At 47.8% G+C, this 17328-nt stretch carries 20 protein-coding genes and 1 pseudogene; 11 read left to right on the forward strand and 10 right to left on the reverse strand.

The genetic code is table 11. From position 1 onward, the window contains the following. The first annotated feature begins 51 nt into the window (after window positions 1-51). Window positions 52-960 (forward strand): UTP--glucose-1-phosphate uridylyltransferase, encoded by a 909-nt coding sequence (locus tag C504_RS0109415; RefSeq protein WP_041951666.1) that lies wholly within the window; start codon window positions 52-54, stop codon window positions 958-960. Here C504_RS0109415 and trhO read toward each other — a convergent pair. Then, a complete protein-coding gene (gene trhO / locus C504_RS0109420; protein WP_018689081.1) occupies window positions 957-1919 on the reverse strand; it encodes an oxygen-dependent tRNA uridine(34) hydroxylase TrhO in 963 nt (320 codons plus the stop codon). The genes C504_RS0109415 and trhO overlap by 4 nt on opposite strands. Window positions 1920-2031: 112 nt before the next feature. On the opposite strand from trhO, the pseudogene C504_RS19040 reads away from it, so the two are divergent. The 3 genes and pseudogenes from C504_RS19040 to C504_RS0109435 form a co-directional block, all read left to right on the forward strand. Further along, window positions 2032-2631, forward strand: a pseudogene (locus C504_RS19040) (N-acetylmuramidase family protein); the annotation flags it as partial. Window positions 2632-2706: 75 nt separating this feature from the next. Further along, window positions 2707-2940: a peptidoglycan-binding domain-containing protein gene (locus C504_RS19045; protein ID WP_342662736.1), complete on the forward strand. Its 234-nt coding sequence runs from the start codon at window positions 2707-2709 to the stop codon at window positions 2938-2940. 99 nt (window positions 2941-3039) lie between these two features. Next, entirely contained in the window at window positions 3040-3672 is a 633-nt protein-coding gene (locus tag C504_RS0109435) for a 2-dehydro-3-deoxy-phosphogluconate aldolase (RefSeq protein ID WP_018689084.1), read from the forward strand. A gap of 90 nt (window positions 3673-3762) precedes the next feature. Here the strand turns inward: C504_RS0109435 and C504_RS0109440 are convergent, their stop codons facing one another. Beyond that, entirely contained in the window at window positions 3763-4869 is a 1107-nt protein-coding gene (locus C504_RS0109440) for a TRAP transporter substrate-binding protein (RefSeq protein WP_018689085.1), read from the reverse strand. A gap of 251 nt (window positions 4870-5120) precedes the next feature. Here C504_RS0109440 and C504_RS0109445 point away from each other — a divergent pair, with 251 nt between their 5' ends. Then, window positions 5121-5870: a gamma-glutamyl-gamma-aminobutyrate hydrolase family protein gene (locus C504_RS0109445; protein WP_018689086.1), complete on the forward strand. Its 750-nt coding sequence runs from the start codon at window positions 5121-5123 to the stop codon at window positions 5868-5870. Between the two features lie 5 nt (window positions 5871-5875). Here C504_RS0109445 and C504_RS0109450 read toward each other — a convergent pair whose 3' ends face one another. From C504_RS0109450 to C504_RS17555, 5 genes are all read right to left on the reverse strand, one after another. Continuing rightward, window positions 5876-6655: a transglutaminase-like domain-containing protein gene (locus tag C504_RS0109450; protein WP_018689087.1), complete on the reverse strand. Its 780-nt coding sequence runs from the start codon at window positions 6653-6655 to the stop codon at window positions 5876-5878. A 43-nt stretch (window positions 6656-6698) separates the two neighbouring features. Beyond that, the gene (locus C504_RS0109455; RefSeq protein WP_018689088.1) at window positions 6699-7151 is read right to left on the reverse strand and encodes an AprI/Inh family metalloprotease inhibitor; all 453 of its coding nucleotides are present in this window, start codon (window positions 7149-7151) and stop codon (window positions 6699-6701) included. 90 nt (window positions 7152-7241) lie between these two features. Next, entirely contained in the window at window positions 7242-8222 is a 981-nt protein-coding gene (locus C504_RS0109460; protein ID WP_018689089.1) for a 2-hydroxyacid dehydrogenase, read from the reverse strand. 14 nt (window positions 8223-8236) lie between these two features. Then, the gene (locus tag C504_RS0109465; RefSeq protein WP_018689090.1) at window positions 8237-9262 is read right to left on the reverse strand and encodes a LacI family DNA-binding transcriptional regulator; all 1026 of its coding nucleotides are present in this window, start codon (window positions 9260-9262) and stop codon (window positions 8237-8239) included. A 92-nt stretch (window positions 9263-9354) separates the two neighbouring features. After that, complete coding sequence (locus tag C504_RS17555; RefSeq protein WP_018689091.1) at window positions 9355-9858, reverse strand: MarR family winged helix-turn-helix transcriptional regulator; 504 nt, start codon at window positions 9856-9858, stop codon at window positions 9355-9357. A gap of 221 nt (window positions 9859-10079) precedes the next feature. Here C504_RS17555 and C504_RS0109475 point away from each other — a divergent pair, with 221 nt between their 5' ends. The 5 genes from C504_RS0109475 to C504_RS0109495 all read left to right on the forward strand — a co-directional run bounded on the left by C504_RS0109475 (window position 10080) and on the right by C504_RS0109495 (window position 14950). Then, window positions 10080-10721: an SMI1/KNR4 family protein gene (locus C504_RS0109475; protein WP_018689092.1), complete on the forward strand. Its 642-nt coding sequence runs from the start codon at window positions 10080-10082 to the stop codon at window positions 10719-10721. Between the two features lie 78 nt (window positions 10722-10799). Continuing rightward, window positions 10800-12143, forward strand: coding sequence for an 8-oxoguanine deaminase (locus C504_RS0109480; protein ID WP_018689093.1), 1344 nt, complete (start codon window positions 10800-10802; stop codon window positions 12141-12143). Window positions 12144-12269: 126 nt separating this feature from the next. Continuing rightward, window positions 12270-13178 carry a LysR family transcriptional regulator gene (locus tag C504_RS0109485; RefSeq protein ID WP_018689094.1) on the forward strand — a complete coding sequence of 303 codons (909 nt, stop codon included), beginning with the start codon at window positions 12270-12272 and terminating at the stop codon, window positions 13176-13178. A gap of 72 nt (window positions 13179-13250) precedes the next feature. Further along, window positions 13251-13901 carry a DUF1007 family protein gene (locus C504_RS0109490; RefSeq protein WP_018689095.1) on the forward strand — a complete coding sequence of 217 codons (651 nt, stop codon included), beginning with the start codon at window positions 13251-13253 and terminating at the stop codon, window positions 13899-13901. Then, window positions 13892-14950: a nickel/cobalt transporter gene (locus C504_RS0109495; RefSeq protein WP_018689096.1), complete on the forward strand. Its 1059-nt coding sequence runs from the start codon at window positions 13892-13894 to the stop codon at window positions 14948-14950. Before C504_RS0109490 ends, C504_RS0109495 begins: the two co-directional genes overlap by 10 nt. On the opposite strand, the gene C504_RS0109500 is transcribed toward C504_RS0109495, so the two are convergent. Beyond that, window positions 14947-15171 carry a hypothetical protein gene (locus C504_RS0109500; protein ID WP_018689097.1) on the reverse strand — a complete coding sequence of 75 codons (225 nt, stop codon included), beginning with the start codon at window positions 15169-15171 and terminating at the stop codon, window positions 14947-14949. The genes C504_RS0109495 and C504_RS0109500 overlap by 4 nt on opposite strands. A gap of 54 nt (window positions 15172-15225) precedes the next feature. Next, window positions 15226-15951: a GNAT family N-acetyltransferase gene (locus C504_RS0109505; protein ID WP_018689098.1), complete on the reverse strand. Its 726-nt coding sequence runs from the start codon at window positions 15949-15951 to the stop codon at window positions 15226-15228. A 95-nt stretch (window positions 15952-16046) separates the two neighbouring features. Here C504_RS0109505 and C504_RS0109510 point away from each other — a divergent pair, with 95 nt between their 5' ends. Next, window positions 16047-16436: a DUF4345 domain-containing protein gene (locus C504_RS0109510; protein ID WP_018689099.1), complete on the forward strand. Its 390-nt coding sequence runs from the start codon at window positions 16047-16049 to the stop codon at window positions 16434-16436. A gap of 170 nt (window positions 16437-16606) precedes the next feature. Here the strand turns inward: C504_RS0109510 and C504_RS0109515 are convergent, their stop codons facing one another. Then, on the reverse strand, window positions 16607-17308 hold the full coding sequence (locus C504_RS0109515; protein WP_018689100.1) for a tellurite resistance TerB family protein: 702 nt from the start codon (window positions 17306-17308) through the stop codon (window positions 16607-16609). Between the last annotated feature and the right edge of the window lie 20 nt (window positions 17309-17328).

Genomic DNA, 17328 nt, shown 5'->3' on the forward strand with positions numbered 1-17328 from the left:
CATTGCACTTTTTTGGTGTCGCGCTAGGTACAATTAAGATTTTAGTTCCTGATGGAGAAAATTGTGCCAAAACCGATTCGTAAAGCTGTATTTCCTGTCGCTGGTCTAGGAACGCGGTTTCTACCCGCGACAAAAGCTGTTCCGAAAGAAATGCTCACAGTTGTTGACCGTCCAGTCATTCAATACGCTGCTGATGAAGCGCGTGCGGCGGGTATTGAAACACTGATCTTTGTGACAGGACGCAATAAAGGGGTCATCGAAGATCACTTTGATATGGCGTTTGAATTGCAAACAACGCTCAAAGATCGCAACAAAGGCGATACGCTAGAGCAGCTCATCAAAGAATTGCCAGATGCTGGTCAGGCTGTGTTTACACGCCAACAGGCACCACTTGGCCTTGGCCATGCGGTTTGGTGTGCACGTGATATTGTTGGCGATGATCCGTTTGCGGTTCTTTTGCCAGATATGTTGATGACTGGAGAGCCGGGCGCTCTCAAGCAGATGGTTGACGTCTACAATGAGACAGGCGGCAATATCGTTTCGCTTTCTGAATGTGCCCCAGAAGAAGCGCATAATTACGGTATCGTTTCAAAAGGCGAAGATTTCGGTAGCCATTTTGAGATCAATGGCATGGTGGAAAAACCTAAACCAGGCACTGCGCCGTCAAATTATTATATCAATGGCCGCTATATTCTGGATGGCTCTATTATGAAGCTGCTTGGCACGCAGGCAGCTGGTGCTGGCGGTGAAATTCAGCTTACAGACTCGATGCTCCAGCTCATGGAGACGCAAAAGTTCTACGGTACGCCTTTTAAGGGTGAAGCTTTTGACTGTGGCTCTAAGCTTGGCTTCCTTGAGGCTAATATTGCACTTGGCCTGCGCAACAAGGAACTCGGCACTGATTTGCGTTTGAAACTTGCGCAACGGCTTGGCGATCGCCGTGGAAGTGTTCGCGATTAAGCGTTGTCTTGCTTTTTTGAAGCACGAAGCTTTTTGACTGTATCATCACCGATGTGACGCTTGCCGCGCTTTGCTGCAAGCTCACTTTGTTTTTGCCGCTCTGCAAAGCGCTGACGGTCTTCGTCGGTATATTGATCATAGCAGTTATGACAAGAAATACCGGCGATGAATTTATCAGAGCGCAAGTCCTCTGGTGAAAGCGGGTGACGGCAGGCGCGGCATAATTTATGATCGCCAAGCTCAAGCCCATGCTTTACCGCGACGCGTTCATCAAAGACAAAACATTCGCCATCCCAAGTGCTTTCTTCTTGCGGGACATTTTCAAGATATTTTAAAATACCGCCCTTGAGATGAAATACATCATCATAGCCAAGCGACTTTACATAGGCGGTTGATTTTTCGCAGCGAATACCGCCGGTACAGAACATGGCGATTTTTTTGCCTTTAAGCAGATTTTCATTGCGCTTTACCCAATCAGGGAACTCGCGAAATGCGTCTGTTTCAGGGTTGATAGCATTTTTGAATGTACCAACTTTAATTTCGTAATCATTGCGGGTGTCGATGACGACCGTATCTGGATCATCAATCAGATCATTCCAGTCTTCTGGCTCGACATAAGTGCCCACGATCTTTGTTGGATCGGTCTCAGGCACGCCCATAGCAACGATTTCTTTTTTAAGACGAACTTTGAGCCGGTAAAATGGCAGCTTGTCGGCAAAGCTTTCTTTATGTTCCAACTCGGCAAATTCGGGCTGTGAGCGGATGTAAGACAATATGCTGTCTATGCCTTCGCGTGTGCCAGCGATAGTGCCGTTTATACCTTCGGAGGCCAACAACAATGTGCCAACAATGCCGTTAGCTTCACATATTTGCGTCAAAGGCGCTTGCAGATCTGCGAAGCGTTCAAAACGTGCAAAATGATAAAGTGCGGCGACGACGATGTGCGGTGTTTCATTCATAACGGCTCTTTAGCCTGTGTTTTAAAATGAGTGAATAGGCTTTTTTGTCTCAATTTATCCACCATCTGTTTGATCATTGCAAAATGGCTCTTTTTCATATGGACAAGATGCGATGTTTTCCAAAGAGACAATAGGTGAGATAGAAAAAGTGGCGCACGAAGAAGGCATTGACCCAGCCGCGTTGTTGGCGATTGCCGAAGTGGAAAGTGGTGGCCGCGCCTTTGCTTATATAGGCGGTAAAAAAGAGCCGCTTATTCGCTTCGAAGGGCATTATTTTGACCGCTTGTTGAGTGCGGCGGACCGCGAAAAAGCACGCAAAGCGGGTCTTTCGTCGCCAAAAGCAGGGTTGATCAAGAATCCAGGCTCACAAGTTGATCGTTGGCGCTTGCTAGAAAAGGCGATGGGCATTGATAAGGCTGCGGCCCTGCAATCCGTTTCTTGGGGCATTGGGCAGGTTATGGGCTCGCACTATAAAGCGCTTGGTTATGCTTCAGTCGACGCTATGGTTCAGGAAGCGCGTGAGTCGATTGCGGGGCAAGTGCGGCTCATGATGCGTTTTATCCGCCAAAATGATTTGGTGACCTATATTGAGAAAAGCGATTGGGCAGGTTTTGCGCGTCGCTATAATGGCCCTGCTTATAAGATAAACAGCTATGACACGCGTCTTGCTGCTGCTTATGCCCGTCATTCCAATGGCACGCTTAAACGTTCGGTTTCAAAGCTGCTCAAGCTTGGCGGTGAGAAATCTCATTTGCGGGCTTATTCGCTTGAAAATGATGTTGAGGCGGTGCGCTCACTCCAGCAAATGCTGACGGCAGCTGGCTATGCTGTTCAAAGTGACGGTGTCTTTGGCGTGGAAACGGACCGCGCGTTGCGGCAGTTCCAGATGCAGCAAAAGCTTATTGTTGATGGTGTGTATGGCGCGAAAAGCCGCGCTGCATTGGAGAAGGCTTTGCCAAGGTTCGGGCGTTTTCCCAGCCTTTTACAGATGCTCATGAACATCATTCGGTTCATGCATTAGTTTAAATCGATTAATATATTTTCTCGGAGCGCTGGACATCATGCGATAAAGTGGCTTACCAAAAGGCAGTTTTAACGTATCTTAGATTTGGAAATACAAATGGCACAAAATGTCGATGCACTGATCCCCGTTATGACTGGCCAGAAGGTTATTCCGGTTATTGTTTTGGATAATGCCGATGATGCGGTGCCTTTGGCGCGCGCTTTAGCTGCTGGCGGCTTGCCTGCAGTAGAAATTACCCTGCGCACAGCTGCAGCGCTAGAAAGCATCAAGCGCGTTGCCGCCGAAGTGCCAGAAGCTATTGTTGGCGCAGGCACTATTCTCAATGGCCGAAATTTTGACGAAGCTGTTGCTGCTGGCTCGAAGTTTATTGTGTCGCCGGGGCTTACGCCAGAGCTTGTGTCTGCTGCTAATGGCCATGATGTGCCGCTCTTGCCGGGCTCTGTAACCTCATCAGAAATTATGAGTGCTTTAGAAGCAGGTTACACACATTTGAAGTTTTTCCCAGCGGAACAAGCCGGTGGTGCAGCCTATCTTAAAAGCTGTTCAACGGTGTTTGGTCAGGTGAAATTTTGCCCAACAGGCGGTGTGTCGGTTAAAAATGCCAATGATTATTTGAGCTTGCCTAATGTGCTTTGTGTTGGCGGTTCATGGGTTGCGCCAAAAGACATGATCACTTCAGGTGACTGGGATGGCATCACGGCGCTGGCGAAAGCTGCGGCAGGAATCTAATCTGCAAGCCTACCTATTAAACTGACTTTCTACATAACAAAAAGCCCGGGATTTCTCCCGGGCTTAATTCGTTCAACTCAAAGCGTAAGCTTAGAGTTTGCCTGCACGCTGTTGAAGCATGAGGAATGTGTCGAAGTTGTATTCTGACAACTGGAACCAGAGGTAGCCTTCTTTGCGGTAAGCCATGTAGCTGTCATGGATTTCTTTAAAGTCAGCATTTTCTGCGCTGATTTCAGCATATGTTTCTGTAGCAGCATCAAAGCATGCTTCCATAATGTCTTGGCTGTATGGACGCAATTGCGTGCCAGCAGCAGCAAGTTCTTTCAATGCTGTTGGGTTCAAAATATCATAACGTGCCATCATCACGCTGTTTGCGAGTGCTGATGCAGATTTTACGATACCTTGGTATGCTGGTGTTAGAGAGTTCCATGCATCGAGGTTGATCATGTTAAGCAGCGTAACGCCACCTTCCCACCAACCTGGGTAGTAGTAATATGGAGCCACTTTATTGAAGCCAAGCTTCTGGTCATCATATGGACCAACAAATTCAGCCGCGTCGATTGTGCCTTTTTCAAGTGCTGGGTAGATGTCACCACCTGGCAAGCCTTGTGGAACAACGCCGATTTTTTCCATGATACGGCCACCGAAACCACCGATGCGGAATTTCAAGCCCTTCATGTCTTCAAGTGAGTTGATTTCTTTACGGAACCAACCACCCATCTGCGCGCCAGTGTTACCAGCAGGGAATGAGATCATGTTCTGTTTTGCATAGAACTTGTTGAGGAGCTCAAGGCCGCCACCTTCATACATCCAAGCATTGGTCATGCGCTGGTTGAGGCCGAATGGAACGCCTGTACCAAATGCATATGTTGGGTCGATACCTGTGAAGTAGTAAGACGCTGTGTGAGCCATTTCGATTGTGCCGTTTTTAACAGCATCTGCACCTTCAAGTGCGCCAACGATTTCGCCTGCACCAAAAGTTTGAATTTCGAAATTGCCATCTGTTGCTTCTGCAACAGCTGCTGCAAACACTTCAGCGGCACCGTAAATTGTTGGCAATGATTTTGGAAAGCCAGATGAGCAGCGCCAAGTAACTTTTGGTGTTTCTTGAGCAATGGCAGGTGCTGCCAAAGTTGATGCAGCAGCTGCACCAGCACCAGTTACTCCGGCTTTTTTAATAAACGAACGTCGATCCATTAGATCCTCCCGTGGATAATAATATTGATCGGGGAAACAGTAGTCAGACTCCCCGATGCCCCATAGGTAACTTACAGTTTTAGAAACACGAGTCTAGTAGGCGGCAGGCAAACCGGTAAAATAAATTGTCCACTTTAGTAGAATGGTGATCCAGTACATATGAGCGGCTTGTCTTTGGCATCTCGCATTATTTGACTTGGCTTTTCTGCGGATCGGTTTAGGACAATATAGATCATCTTAAGGAGCGTAAAATGCAGCCTGTTGTTGCGGTTGTTGCCGATATTCGTGAATTTGAAAACTACTCTTGGCATTGTGTGCCAGATCAATATGTAAAGGCAGCCTTTAATGTTTCTGGGGTTTTGCCTTTACTTGTGCCCGCTTTTGGCGATGGTATTGATTTTGATGCGCTGTTGGAGCGTGTCGATGGCGTGATGCTGTCCGGTTCTAAAAGCAATGTACATCCATCCAATTTTGGCGCTGAGCCTGATGAGAAATATGAGCCTTATGATGAGGGGCGCGATGCAACATCCTTGCCGTTGATTCGGGCAGCGATTGATAAGGGTGTGCCGCTTTTTGCGATTTGCCGCGGAATCCAAGAGCTCAATGTTGCTCTTGGCGGAACATTAGCCACTGAAATTCAGGAAGCCGAAGGCGTTATGGACCACCGTGCGCCTACATCATCTGATCAAGCGGAACGCTTCGCGCTAACCCATAGTGTGAAAACAAAGGCTGATGGCTGTATTAATAAGATCATCGGCGGTGAGGCGCGGGTTAACTCGCTGCATCGTCAAGCAATTGATAATATTGCACCACGATTACAGGTTGAAGCGTCGGCAGAAGATGGAACGGTTGAAGCCGTGTCCGTTATTGACGCGAAAGGCTATGCCGTTGGTGTTCAGTGGCACCCTGAATATTGGGCAAAGACAGATGACACTTCGCGCAAATTATTTGAAGCATTTGGCGATGCTGTTCGCGCTTATGCATCAGCTAAGGCTAAATAAAGCGCTCAAGCTTCAACACTGACCGAAACAGATTGTTCGCGGAAATCGGCAAATCCATAACTTGTCATGAAGGCGACTTCCGCGGCATCCATGCCAACGCCGATTACGGCGATCTCTTCTTGGCGGGCCATTTTAGTTGGGTCCACCAGATGCCATGCCCCGTCCAAAAAGACTTCCGCAACAGCGTGGAAGTCCGGCGGGCTCACGAAGGGTGCAAAGACGCTTGTAAAACGGGCCGGAATAGCAGAAGCGCGGGCAAGCGTTACCAATAAATGTGCAAAATCACGGCATATGCCTTTCCGCTGCACAAAAGTGTCTAGCGCTGTAGTCTGCGCATTGCTGGAGCCTGCTACATAGGAAAAGCGGCTGTAAATCCAATCGCTTAGTTCAGCGATTCTCGCACCACCTTCAAGGTGTCCAAAATCGGATGCGACGAAGGCTTGAAACTCATCGGACGGGCAATAACGTGATGGCATTAAATAGCGAATTGCTTCGCCCGGTAGGAGATGAATAGGCGTTGCTGGCAGAGCGGCAATATCCGTTGCCTCCCGCTTTACCTCAATTTTAGATGTGTACCGGCAATTAAAGTGGCCGGTTGTCTGCAAAAGCAAACGGTCACCAATTCCAGCTTCTGTTGGCGCACGCACAAAGTTCTCGATTTTTGAGAACGCAATATTTGCGGCCAATATCTTCTGGTCTTTTGTTTTGCTGGCTTCGATCTGTAAAATGAGATCAGAGGGATGTTCGAAATGGTAGTGAAGGTAAGCTTCAATATTAAGGATCATATTTTAACTCTAGCGCATCGCCGCTAAAAGTTAAGTGCTTTCGTTAGAAAGCCTCCAGTGAGATTGCAATATTTCTAGGCTCGATAACTTCCCATGCAAAACCGTCGCTTGGGACCAGTTTCATTAGGTTTTTACCGCTGCGATCTGTAATGGCGACCAAACCATCATTGCCTTCTCTCCATGCACGGGCTGTTGCTAGAGAAGCGGTTACTGCGCCGCAATTTTCACTCGGCTCAACACGGTGGACATTATATCCATCGGCGCGGTGCAATTTTACGATACATGAGCGTCCATCGGCATGGTTGCGTACGGTAAAACGGTCAGCCAGCGCTTTGGGTCTTGTATCGACATGGGCTTGTACGCTTGCTGTCGATATTGTGTCGATACCGTCTGAACCGGGTACGTAATCTTTGTTTTGGTAGGCGCCCACCAGCATCATGGAAGCGACACCCGTTACGGTGACGCAATTAATAATAGTTACAGCCGAAAAACGCATGCCCGATAGCCCTTCATATTCCATTATGGGTTTATGAGACTTTTATGGTTAACGATTGATTAACTTTGTGCGTTAGCCGGATGTTTTACGTCATTTAGTCTTGCTGTTTAAATGCGCTGTTTCTGGTGTCGGGGTTATGGCTTGGCCTTTGTTGAACCAGCTTTCCAGATTATCAATCACCAGCGCACCCATTGCGTTGCGTGTGTCGTGCGAAGCAGAAGCAACATGCGGCAAAAGGCTGACATTCTTCATGGTGCGCAGCGCTTGCGGCACTTTTGGTTCATGTTCGAATACATCAAGTCCGGCTGCAGCAATTGTTCCGTCTTGCAATGCGGTAATGAGCGCAGGCTCGTCAATCACAGGTCCGCGGCCAACATTAATCAGCACGCCGCGCGGTCCAAGCAGCTTCAAGATATCTGCATTAATTGCATGATGGGTGGCAGCCGTGCCCGGAACCACACAAATGAGCGTATCTACGGCTTCAGCCATCTGGGCCAATGTGCTGTGATATGTGAAATCAACACCATCAACGGGCTTGCGGCTATGATAATGGATCGCGACATCAAAACCTGAAAGTCTTTTCGCGATGGTTTGGCCGATGCGTCCGAGCCCGAATATACCAATTGTGCGGTTGCGCATTGATAGAGGTGATAAAGCGTAGGGGCCTTCTGCTTCCCAGCGGTTTTCGCGCAAATAAGTTTCAGCATGAAACAAATCGCGCACTGTATTGAGCAAAAGAGCAACCGTCGTGTCAGCAACTTCATCGTCCAGCACCGATGGCGTGTGCGTGACAATAACATTTTTCTTGGCTGCATGCTGCGCATCAACGTGGTCATAGCCAACACCAAACGATGATATGATCTCAAGGTTTGGAAGCAGGTCAATCAGTGCAGCGTCAACGGGAATAAAAAGCGATGCAATCGCGCGGATTTGGGCGCGGTCATCAGCGGACATTTGCGCAACGTCATCGGGCGTTGAAATGAGGGTATCAAACATATCCTCGATGCGGGCACGTGTTGCAGCATGACCACCATTTCCGGCGAGCAGTTTGATAGATTTTAGTACAGACATTAAATTTCTCGGCGCTAGAGTCGTTCAACCACTTTGCTGGTTGATTGGCGAATATGCAATTCAGGTTTTATCAAAGTCAGTTCGCCATGTGCAGAATGTTTGCCTTCAATTCGGTCAAGCATTGCGCGTGCAGCTAAACGTCCAACTTCTGGTTGCCCATTGTGAACTGTTGTCAGTGCCGGTGTGGCAATTGATGCTTCTTCAAGATCGTCATAGCCAGTCACTGAAATATCAATGCCGGGGCGCAGGCCCGCACGTGCAATACCGCTCATCAAACCGATTGCGGCCAGATCATTCCAGCAAACAGCAGCTGTTGGTTTGTCAGGCAATGCAAGGAATTGTCCTGCGGCTTCAAATCCAGCAGCCTTGGTGCGCGGACCGACAATGCGCCACGCGTCTTTGACCTCAAGTCCTGCTTTGTGCATCGCCTCAACATAGCCTTCATAACGGTCGCGGCCGGTTGATGTTTTGTCTGTGCCGCCAATCATCGCAATACGCTTATGCCCAAGCGAGATCAGATGGTTGGTCGCAAGGCTGATGCCAAATTTGTCGTCACCGCGAAAAACTGGCAGGTCTACCTCTGGCACTGAGCGGGCGATGAGCACTGTCGGAAGTCCATTTTTCTGCAGCAGCTCCATGTCGCTGGCAGGGGTATCAATGGCCGGTGACATAATCACACCGTCGGCACCCAGCTGCATCAAGGTCTCTAGAAAATCACGTTGCTTTTCGACACGGTCATAATGATTGGAAAGAATAAATGTCTGGCGAGAGCGGTCCAGTTCCATTTCGATGGCGCGTAAGATTTCGCCATAAAACGGGTTCATAATGTCATGCACGACGACGCCTAGAATGCCTGATTTTGATGTGCGCAAGCTGGCAGCACGTCGGTTATAAATGTAACCCATTTCGAGCGCGTGGGCTTTGACCTTTTCGCGCGTGGCTTCTGCAACGAGCGGGCTATCGCGTAAAGCCAGAGACACTGTCGCCGTTGAAACACCAAGGCTTTCGCCAATCGTTGATAGTTTGACCTTTTGTGCCACGCTTTATTCCCCAGAACAGATACTATTCAAAATTTTAAAATGTTTTATTACATTTTAGGTGTTTTAAAAAGCCTTTAAATGCGAAAGAGGGATTAGCTGTCGCTTGAAGCGCGTTTGGCTGCTTTTTTCAGCGCTTTTTCATCGCGCTCGACCAAATTAGTCGATAATTGATTAAGGGCAATTTCGAACTGTTTTATCTGTGAATCTGAGAAACCCTTTAGAGCTTGTTTTTCAGCTTTCTTGGCAGCTTTGCGAACTTTTTTAAGGATATCGCGGCCTGCCTCGGTCAACTCAACGTGCACATGTCGCCCATCTGTGTGGCCTGTGGATTTCGTCACAAATCCCTGTTCTGTTAGCCGGCCAATAGATTTTGTGATCGTTGGAGGGCGTACCCCAATATATTTGGCAATCTGGCTAGGCGTGAGAGTTTCATGTTCGGCTAATAATGAAATGATGGTTTCTTGGCCGGCATAAAGCCCTGTTTCTAACAGGTGCCGTGCTGTATGCGTGCGGGCAAAGCGCGCAGCATTTTGAAGCGCGCCAAGCACAGTTCCTGAATGTTCGTCGTCTGGAGTTTCAATAAAGTATCTAGCCATAAAAATGTTTTAAGTCGGCGAATGAATAAATGCAATTGTTGCTGATATTATAATAATCGCGCTAATAAATAGGCGCATAATACCGATTGCCTGAGGTGCTTTGCTTTTTACAATTTAATTTGCTGTTGTTTTTTAAACCTGCGTCATGTCATTTGAATGACATGATGAACTGAGGCGGTGTATGGTAGCATGACTAGCACTGAGCTAAATAAGGCGGAATAATGAAAAAGATAGTCTCGCTTTTTGCCGCACTATTTACCACCTCGGCGAGTGCTGAACCAGCGCTGCCTGACTTATTGGCTGCGCTAGAAGTTCAATTGCAGAAAAAACGTCCAGACTTAGTGGCAACTTTACGTCCACCGCTGACCGAGGAAGATATTGTTGCGTTAGAACACAAATATGAAACGAGCTTACCGTCACAAGTCAGAATGTTATATAAATGGCATGACGGGCAAGACCTTGAAAAATTTAGTGTCTTTGTTGAGAATATGCAGTTCCAGCCTTTGGAATCTGCGCTTTTAACCAAAGTCGATCTTGATAGCATGATCGGCTATGACTTTGAATTGGAGAATTGGTGGCATCCCGCATGGTTACCGCTATTTCAAAATGGCGGCGGTGACTACATAGTTGTTGACGCTGCTGGTATTCACACTGGCAATAAAGGACAGCTGCTTACGGTATATCACGACTGGGAACACCGCCCAATTAATGCTCCAAATCTTCTGGTTTTTTCACAGGCTGTGCTTGCTTATTATAAAACGACGCCGATTGAAGACATGGATGAATTTTATTTGTTGGAAAATCACTTGCCCGAAACAGCTCTATCATTCGATGCATCAGGAAACGCAAAACCACTGAAATAATAAGCTGTAGCTCTAGTATTGGGTTGGTTGCCAGAATGTTAGCTGTCATCAGCGCTTGTTCAAATGAGGGGAAATTTGATGTCTGATCGACTTTTATGGATTAAAAACCCGCTCGCGATACTTGTGCCAGAAGGTATTGATGCGCGTGGCGGATTGCTTGTCGCTGGTGGCAAAATCATCGCGCATATTGCTTCGGGGCAATCACCTCAAGGTGAGTATGATGTTTTTGATGCTTCTCGCCATGTGGTGATTCCAGGTTTGATCAACACGCACCACCATTTCTACCAAACGCTAACGCGTGCACATCCAGATGCTATCAACAAAGAGCTTTTCCCTTGGCTTCAATCGCTTTATCCGCTTTGGACGCGGCTAACACCTAATGCGTTGGAATTGGCAACACAGGCAGCGCTCGTGGAACTGATGATGAGCGGCGTCACATGTGCATCTGATCATCATTATGTTTATCCCGACGGCCTTGACGATGCGATGGATATTCAGGCTGAAGTCGCGCGCAAATTAGGCGTGCGTATGGTTTTAAACCGTGGCTCCATGAACATGTCTGTTAAAGATGGGGGATTGCCGCCTGATAATATTGTTCAGGACGCCGATACAATTCTTGCCGATTGCGAACGCGTAATATCGAAATATCATTGTTCCGATGAAGGGGCGATGTTGCAGGTCGCGCTTGCTCCGTGCTCGCCGTTTTCTGTAACAAAGCAATTGATGAAAGATACGGCTGTGCTTGCTAAGAAATGCGGATGTGCGCTGCACACGCATTTGGCTGAAACGGAAGACGAGAACAGTTTTTGCTTGGAGACGATGGGGTGCAGGCCGCTTGATTATCTGGAAGAGACAGGTTGGCTCACCGATAAAACATGGCTCGCGCATGGCATTTATTTCAACGATGATGAAATCAAGCGCCTTGGAAAAGCTGGTACAGGTGTTTCGCATTGCCCAACATCCAATATGGTTCTCGCATCGGGGCATTGCCGAACCCGCGAATTGGAAACCGCCGGTGTAAAAGTTGGGCTTGGTGTTGATGGATCTGCCTCCAGCGATTCTTCAAATCTGATGGAGGGTGTGCGCCACGCTTTGATGATTAACCGCTTAACGTATGACGCGACAATCAGCCATATGGATGCTTTTCGCTGGGCCACTCAAGGCTCCGCTCAATGTCTTGGGCGCCAAGATCTGGGTACTTTGAATGTGGGCAAGCAAGCCGATATTGCGATGTTCACACTTGATGATTTGCGTTTTTCTGGTGCGCATGACCCACTTGCAGCGTTAGTTTTGTGCGGCGCTCATACCGCAGACCGTGTTATGGTTGCCGGAAAATGGACTGTTGAGGATGCTAATCCCGTCGGTGTTGATTTGGCCAAACTGCGTGCAGATCATGGGCAAGCTTCTAAAGCGTTTCAGTAGAATCTAGGCAGTTTATGATTGCTTGAAATGCGCTGTGTTATGTAACGAATGAATTTTATACAATATCGTCTCTGGAATATTGAACTTAGATAACTACATACGGGCCTTAAACAGGGTGTTTTGTCGATGGATACACTAACGCGGATGCGTGCCTTTGTGGCCGTTGTTGATCATGAGGGCTATTCTTCTGCGGCCCGAGCAATGGGCAGATCAAAAGCGTTATTGTCCAAATATGTGCGGGAATTGGAGGATGAGGTTAGCTCACTTCTGCTTAATCGCACGACACGACAATTTTCGCTGACCGAGGCTGGTCACACATATTATGCACGTGCTGTTGCCTTGCTTCGTGAGTTCGATGAACTGCAAGATATGATGCGCGAGGCGCGCGCTGGACTTAGCGGTAAGGTTCGTCTTTCGGCCCCGCGCACATTTGCCGATACGTCGCTTGGCCAAAGTTTGATAGATTTTTGCAAGCAAAATCCCGAAGTTCAGCTTGATATTGAACTGGATGACCGTTTCGTTGACCTTGTTGAAGAAGGCTTTGATTTAGCCATTCGAATGTCGACGCTCGATGATTCATCGTTGATTGCAAAGCGGGTTTCCGCATTTAGGGTTGCAGCTTACGCTTCGCCTGCAACAATAAAAAAATACGGCATGCCGAAACTGCCTGAAGATGCTGTGAATTTGCCCTGGGTGGTTGATACCAATGCACGGCGACGCGATGTCATTCCGTTTCACGACGGTGAGGGTAATTCCAAGCCCTTGCAGGTAAAAAGCGCGATGTTTGTTAATTCTCCATTGGCAACGAAGTCAGCCGCTTTAGCAGGTCTTGGATTTGCCATGTGTCCAGAATTTGTGGTGCGCGATGAGGTCGAGCAGGGCTTGCTGGTTCCTGTTTTGGAAGATTATCTGAAAATCGAAAGTGGTATTTATGCGGTATTTCCGCATCGTCGCTATTTGCCGGCAAAAATTCGTGCTCTTGTCGATTTTCTGGCAGATTGGTTTAAAAAGTACGATGCGACTATTCGTTCTTAATTAAGAACAGACTTGCCATAAAAGAGCCGATTTTGGCTGTTGTAAAACAATTTCAGAAAACAGACCCAAAATATGTTCAAAAAAATTACTACATTATTTTCCGGCGCAGCGTTTGCTGCAATCCTACCTGCCGTTGCAATTGCACATCCGCATGTGTTTGCTCAAGCGCGGCTGGAGCTCAAATCGACACCGCAGGGCACGATAGAAGAACTGCGCCATGTTTGGCGGTTTGACGAATTGTTCACTGCAACTGTCATGATCGAATTCGACATGGATGAAAGCGGTGATTTGAACGATAAAGAGCTGGATGAGGTTGCCAATACGGTTTCTTCCTCAATCGCTGATTTTAATTACTTTCAAAATATTGATGTGAATGGCCGAGATGTCGGCTTTAAGAAAGTAACAGAGATGGCGATCTCTATTGAAGATGGGCAGTTGTTGATTTTGTTTGCGACTGTTCCCGCTGAAGAAGTGGCTCTTAAAGATGCGCCTAAAATTGGTGTTTTTGACCCGACTTTTTATACCGCAATCGAATTTTACAGCGAAGATGACATGGTTTTAATCGATGCGCCAAAAAGCTGCTCTCGCAAAATGGTCGTGCCAGATCCTGATGAAGCGCTCGCACAAAATGAGCAAAATCTGACCGAAGCATTTTATGATACAACGACCGAGAATGATATGAGCAAAATTCTTGCGACCCGCATGGAAGTCTCATGCTCATGAAGCGCCGTTTCATTGTCGCGGCTGTGCTTTTAATTGGTGCTTGTAGCAGCGTTTATGCGCAGTCTTCGCTTGGTATTGGCGGTGCTGAACAACCGATTACGCCGAGCGGCGGTCTTTTTGGGTCTTTTTTTACATGGATTGGAACCGAACAGCGCGCGTTTTATCGCTCAATGACAAATGCTTTAAAAGCGATGCGTGAAGATGGCTCAGCGGTTTGGCTGCTGGTTGGTCTTTCGTTTCTTTATGGTGTGTTGCATGCCGCTGGCCCAGGGCACGGCAAGGTTGTGATCTCCTCTTATATGGTTGCGAATGAAACAGCTTTGCGACGCGGCATTGTGCTGGCGCTTGCATCATCTATTCTTCAAGCGTTTTCAGCGATTGTGTTGGTTGGGGCGGGCTTTTTGCTGTTGCGCGGAACATCGGTTTCGATGACCGATGCTTCAAAATGGTTGGAAATTGCCAGTTATATTCTAATTATAATGTTCGGCATTTGGCTTTTGTGGCGCAAAATAAAGGGGTTTTATCCCCGTAAGCATGACACGCATGCGCATAAACATGATGCGCATGATCACGCCCACGCCCATAATCACGATCATTCCCACGCCCATGATCACAGTCACGACGACCACCACCACCATAATCACGATGCGCATCATCACCACGGCGAAGCTGAAGTCTGTTCAAGCTGCGGCCATGCGCATATGCCTAGCCCAGATCAACTGGACCGTCCGCTCGATTGGCGCTCGGCGGGAGCCGCTATTTTTGCCGTTGGCATAAGGCCCTGTTCGGGGGCGGTTATTGTGTTTAGCTTTGCCTTGCTCAACGGTCTTTATTTGGGCGGCATTGTTTCCGTTTTCGCGATGGCGCTTGGCACAGCGATAACCGTATCAGCGCTGGCGATCTTATCGGTAACGGCAAAAAACGCGGCTTTGGCTATGTCCAATTCGGCCTTGATGAACAGCCGTTTGCATTTGGGCATAGAGGTTTTTGGCGCTCTTTTGCTGATCGTCTTGGGTAGTTTGTTGCTCGCGGGAACAATGGCGATTTAGTCTTTGTGTTTCGATTTGTTGCGGCCACGCAGCCATAGGCCAACAAAGGGCAGAACCAAGAAAGCGGCGATTATTGCGCCTGTCAAATATTGATTGCTCGTTCCAACCGCAGTCATGATGGTTGGTAGAAAATATGTCACCGCACAAAACCCGATGAAAATACCGGCAGCGGTAATAATCGTTTTGCGGTCGTAGTTCTGATTTTTATCTGGCGTGTTCAAGGTGCTTGCCCTTTATTATTGATATGGCCGTTACAGCCGTAAACGAGCTGCTCTTTATGTCAGTGCATTTCGAATTTCTTCAAGTGATGCTTTTTGATTGCCCTGACTATCAAAGTTTGACGGCTCTAGCCATGCTTTAAAAGCGGCTTTGATAATAGGCCAGTCCTGATTGGTCATTGCATACCAAGCGGTATCACGGTTTTTGCCTTTAGAGACAATGTGATTGCGAAATATGCCTTCAAATTTGAAGCCAAACCTTTTGGCCGCGCGGTGCGATGGTTCGTTTTCATTGTGAAGTTTCCATTCGTAGCGACGATAACCAAGCGCATCAAATACATGTTTTGCCATAAGGTAATGCACTTCTGTTGCTGCAATGGAGCGCTGAAGGGTAGGGGCGTGGCAAACCGCCCCGACTTCCACTACGCCATTGGCAGGGTCCATGCGCATATATGATGCCATGCCGAGCAATTTTTGCGTTGATGGATCACGAAACACCATTGTGTGATAGCTACTTTGATTGCCATCCAACCAAGCGCCAAATTCAGCAGCGTTTTCAAAATTTGGATTTGGGAAATAATAGGCCAGCTTGTTGAACGCTGTGCCGCCAAACGCATCCCAGAGTTCTGCTGCCATTTTTGGCTGATAGGCTTCAAGTCTTATATGGTTGCCATCAAGAATGTCTGGTTTTGGGGCTTTGCAACCTTGCCAGTTTTGTAAATCTTCTTGCATCATATCATCCATATTGTTGCAAAATATCTCTTGCCATAAGACATCAAGCATCTTTCACCCATTGGAAAGTTGCTAAAGGGACGAAAAACTTGTCATGGTTTCAATGCCGATCTCAATGAAGATGGCTCGATTATGAAAGACCTGCGATGTTAGAAAAACGCGTTTTACAAATTGCCGTGCTCATCGCCTCTATCGTGCCGATTGGGGCAGGGTTGGCTGGCATTATAATCGGTCCTTGGACTTTTGGCGCGCGCAGCTATTCGGTCGATCTGATAAGCCATGTGGGCTATTTATCAGGCCTTTTGCTCGCCATTGGGCTGATCTTCGCGATTTCTGTTCCTAATGTCGAAAAGCACAAGGATCGGTTTTTAATCCTTGGTGTGATCGTATTTATTGGCGGGCTGGCGCGTTTATATGAAGGCCTGCTGACCGGTTTTGGCACGATGCCCCATCAATTAGCGTTGGTTATGGAGCTGATCATTACACCATTGATTGTGTTGTGGCAGCGGCGTGTTGCGCGTTTGAGTGGGAGATAGAGATTAGGCGCATAAAAAAACGGGCGACCTGATGTAGATCGCCCGAGTGCGCGGACCCAAGTTGGGAGGAGACCTCAAGCCCGTGTAATCTCTAGTTCCATAATGTCGCAAATTTCCTAATAAATAGTTAACGGTTAACTTTCATTAATCATATGCGGTCTTTGAACCAACTATGCTGTTGCCTGTTTGATTGTCGCTTCGATGTGATCGACGAGCTGATCTGGCAAGGATAGACGGCCAGCAAGCATATCTAAATAGCCGCGTTCAGCACGCGATGTTGGGTCAATCGCAAGGCGTGAAGCTGTGTATAATTCAATGCGCTGTGCTTCTGTCTTAGCCGAAGCAACAATCATATCGAGGTCAACGGGCTTGGAAAGTTCGGCGCGGATAAAGCTCTGTGCATCTTCATCATAACCGCCCATGGACAGTTTGTCAGCAATACGGCCTCGTTCTTCGTCATCAATATGACCATCGGCGCGTGCTGCTGCAATCATCGCTTTAACCAGCGATAGGGTGAATTCATCAGCCCCTTGTGGTGCGGATTCTGTTGCAAAATCGCTATCTTTAGGCGGCGCCAAAACAACTTGCTCATCGCTTGTCGCTTCAGGCTTTTGGCCGTTTTGATAATTTTGATAGGCTTTGTATGCGAGGCCTGCAACGGCTGCAACGCCGCCGATTTTCAAAGCTGATCCTGTAATGGAGCGTCCAGCCCCAGTACCCAGCAACACGGCAGCGAGTGCGCCGGTGGCAAGCGGATTGTCTTTGGCTAATTGGCCAACTTGAGAGGCTTTATCGCGCACTGTGGCATTGTCATTGCTGCCTGGTACAGGTGAATTTAAAAGGTCATTTAAAAGCTTTTTAGCGTCGAACATATATGTCTCCCAGTTGTTGG

Source organism: Ahrensia kielensis DSM 5890 (genome assembly GCF_000374465.1).
GTDB classification, from domain to species: domain Bacteria; phylum Pseudomonadota; class Alphaproteobacteria; order Rhizobiales; family Rhizobiaceae; genus Ahrensia; species Ahrensia kielensis.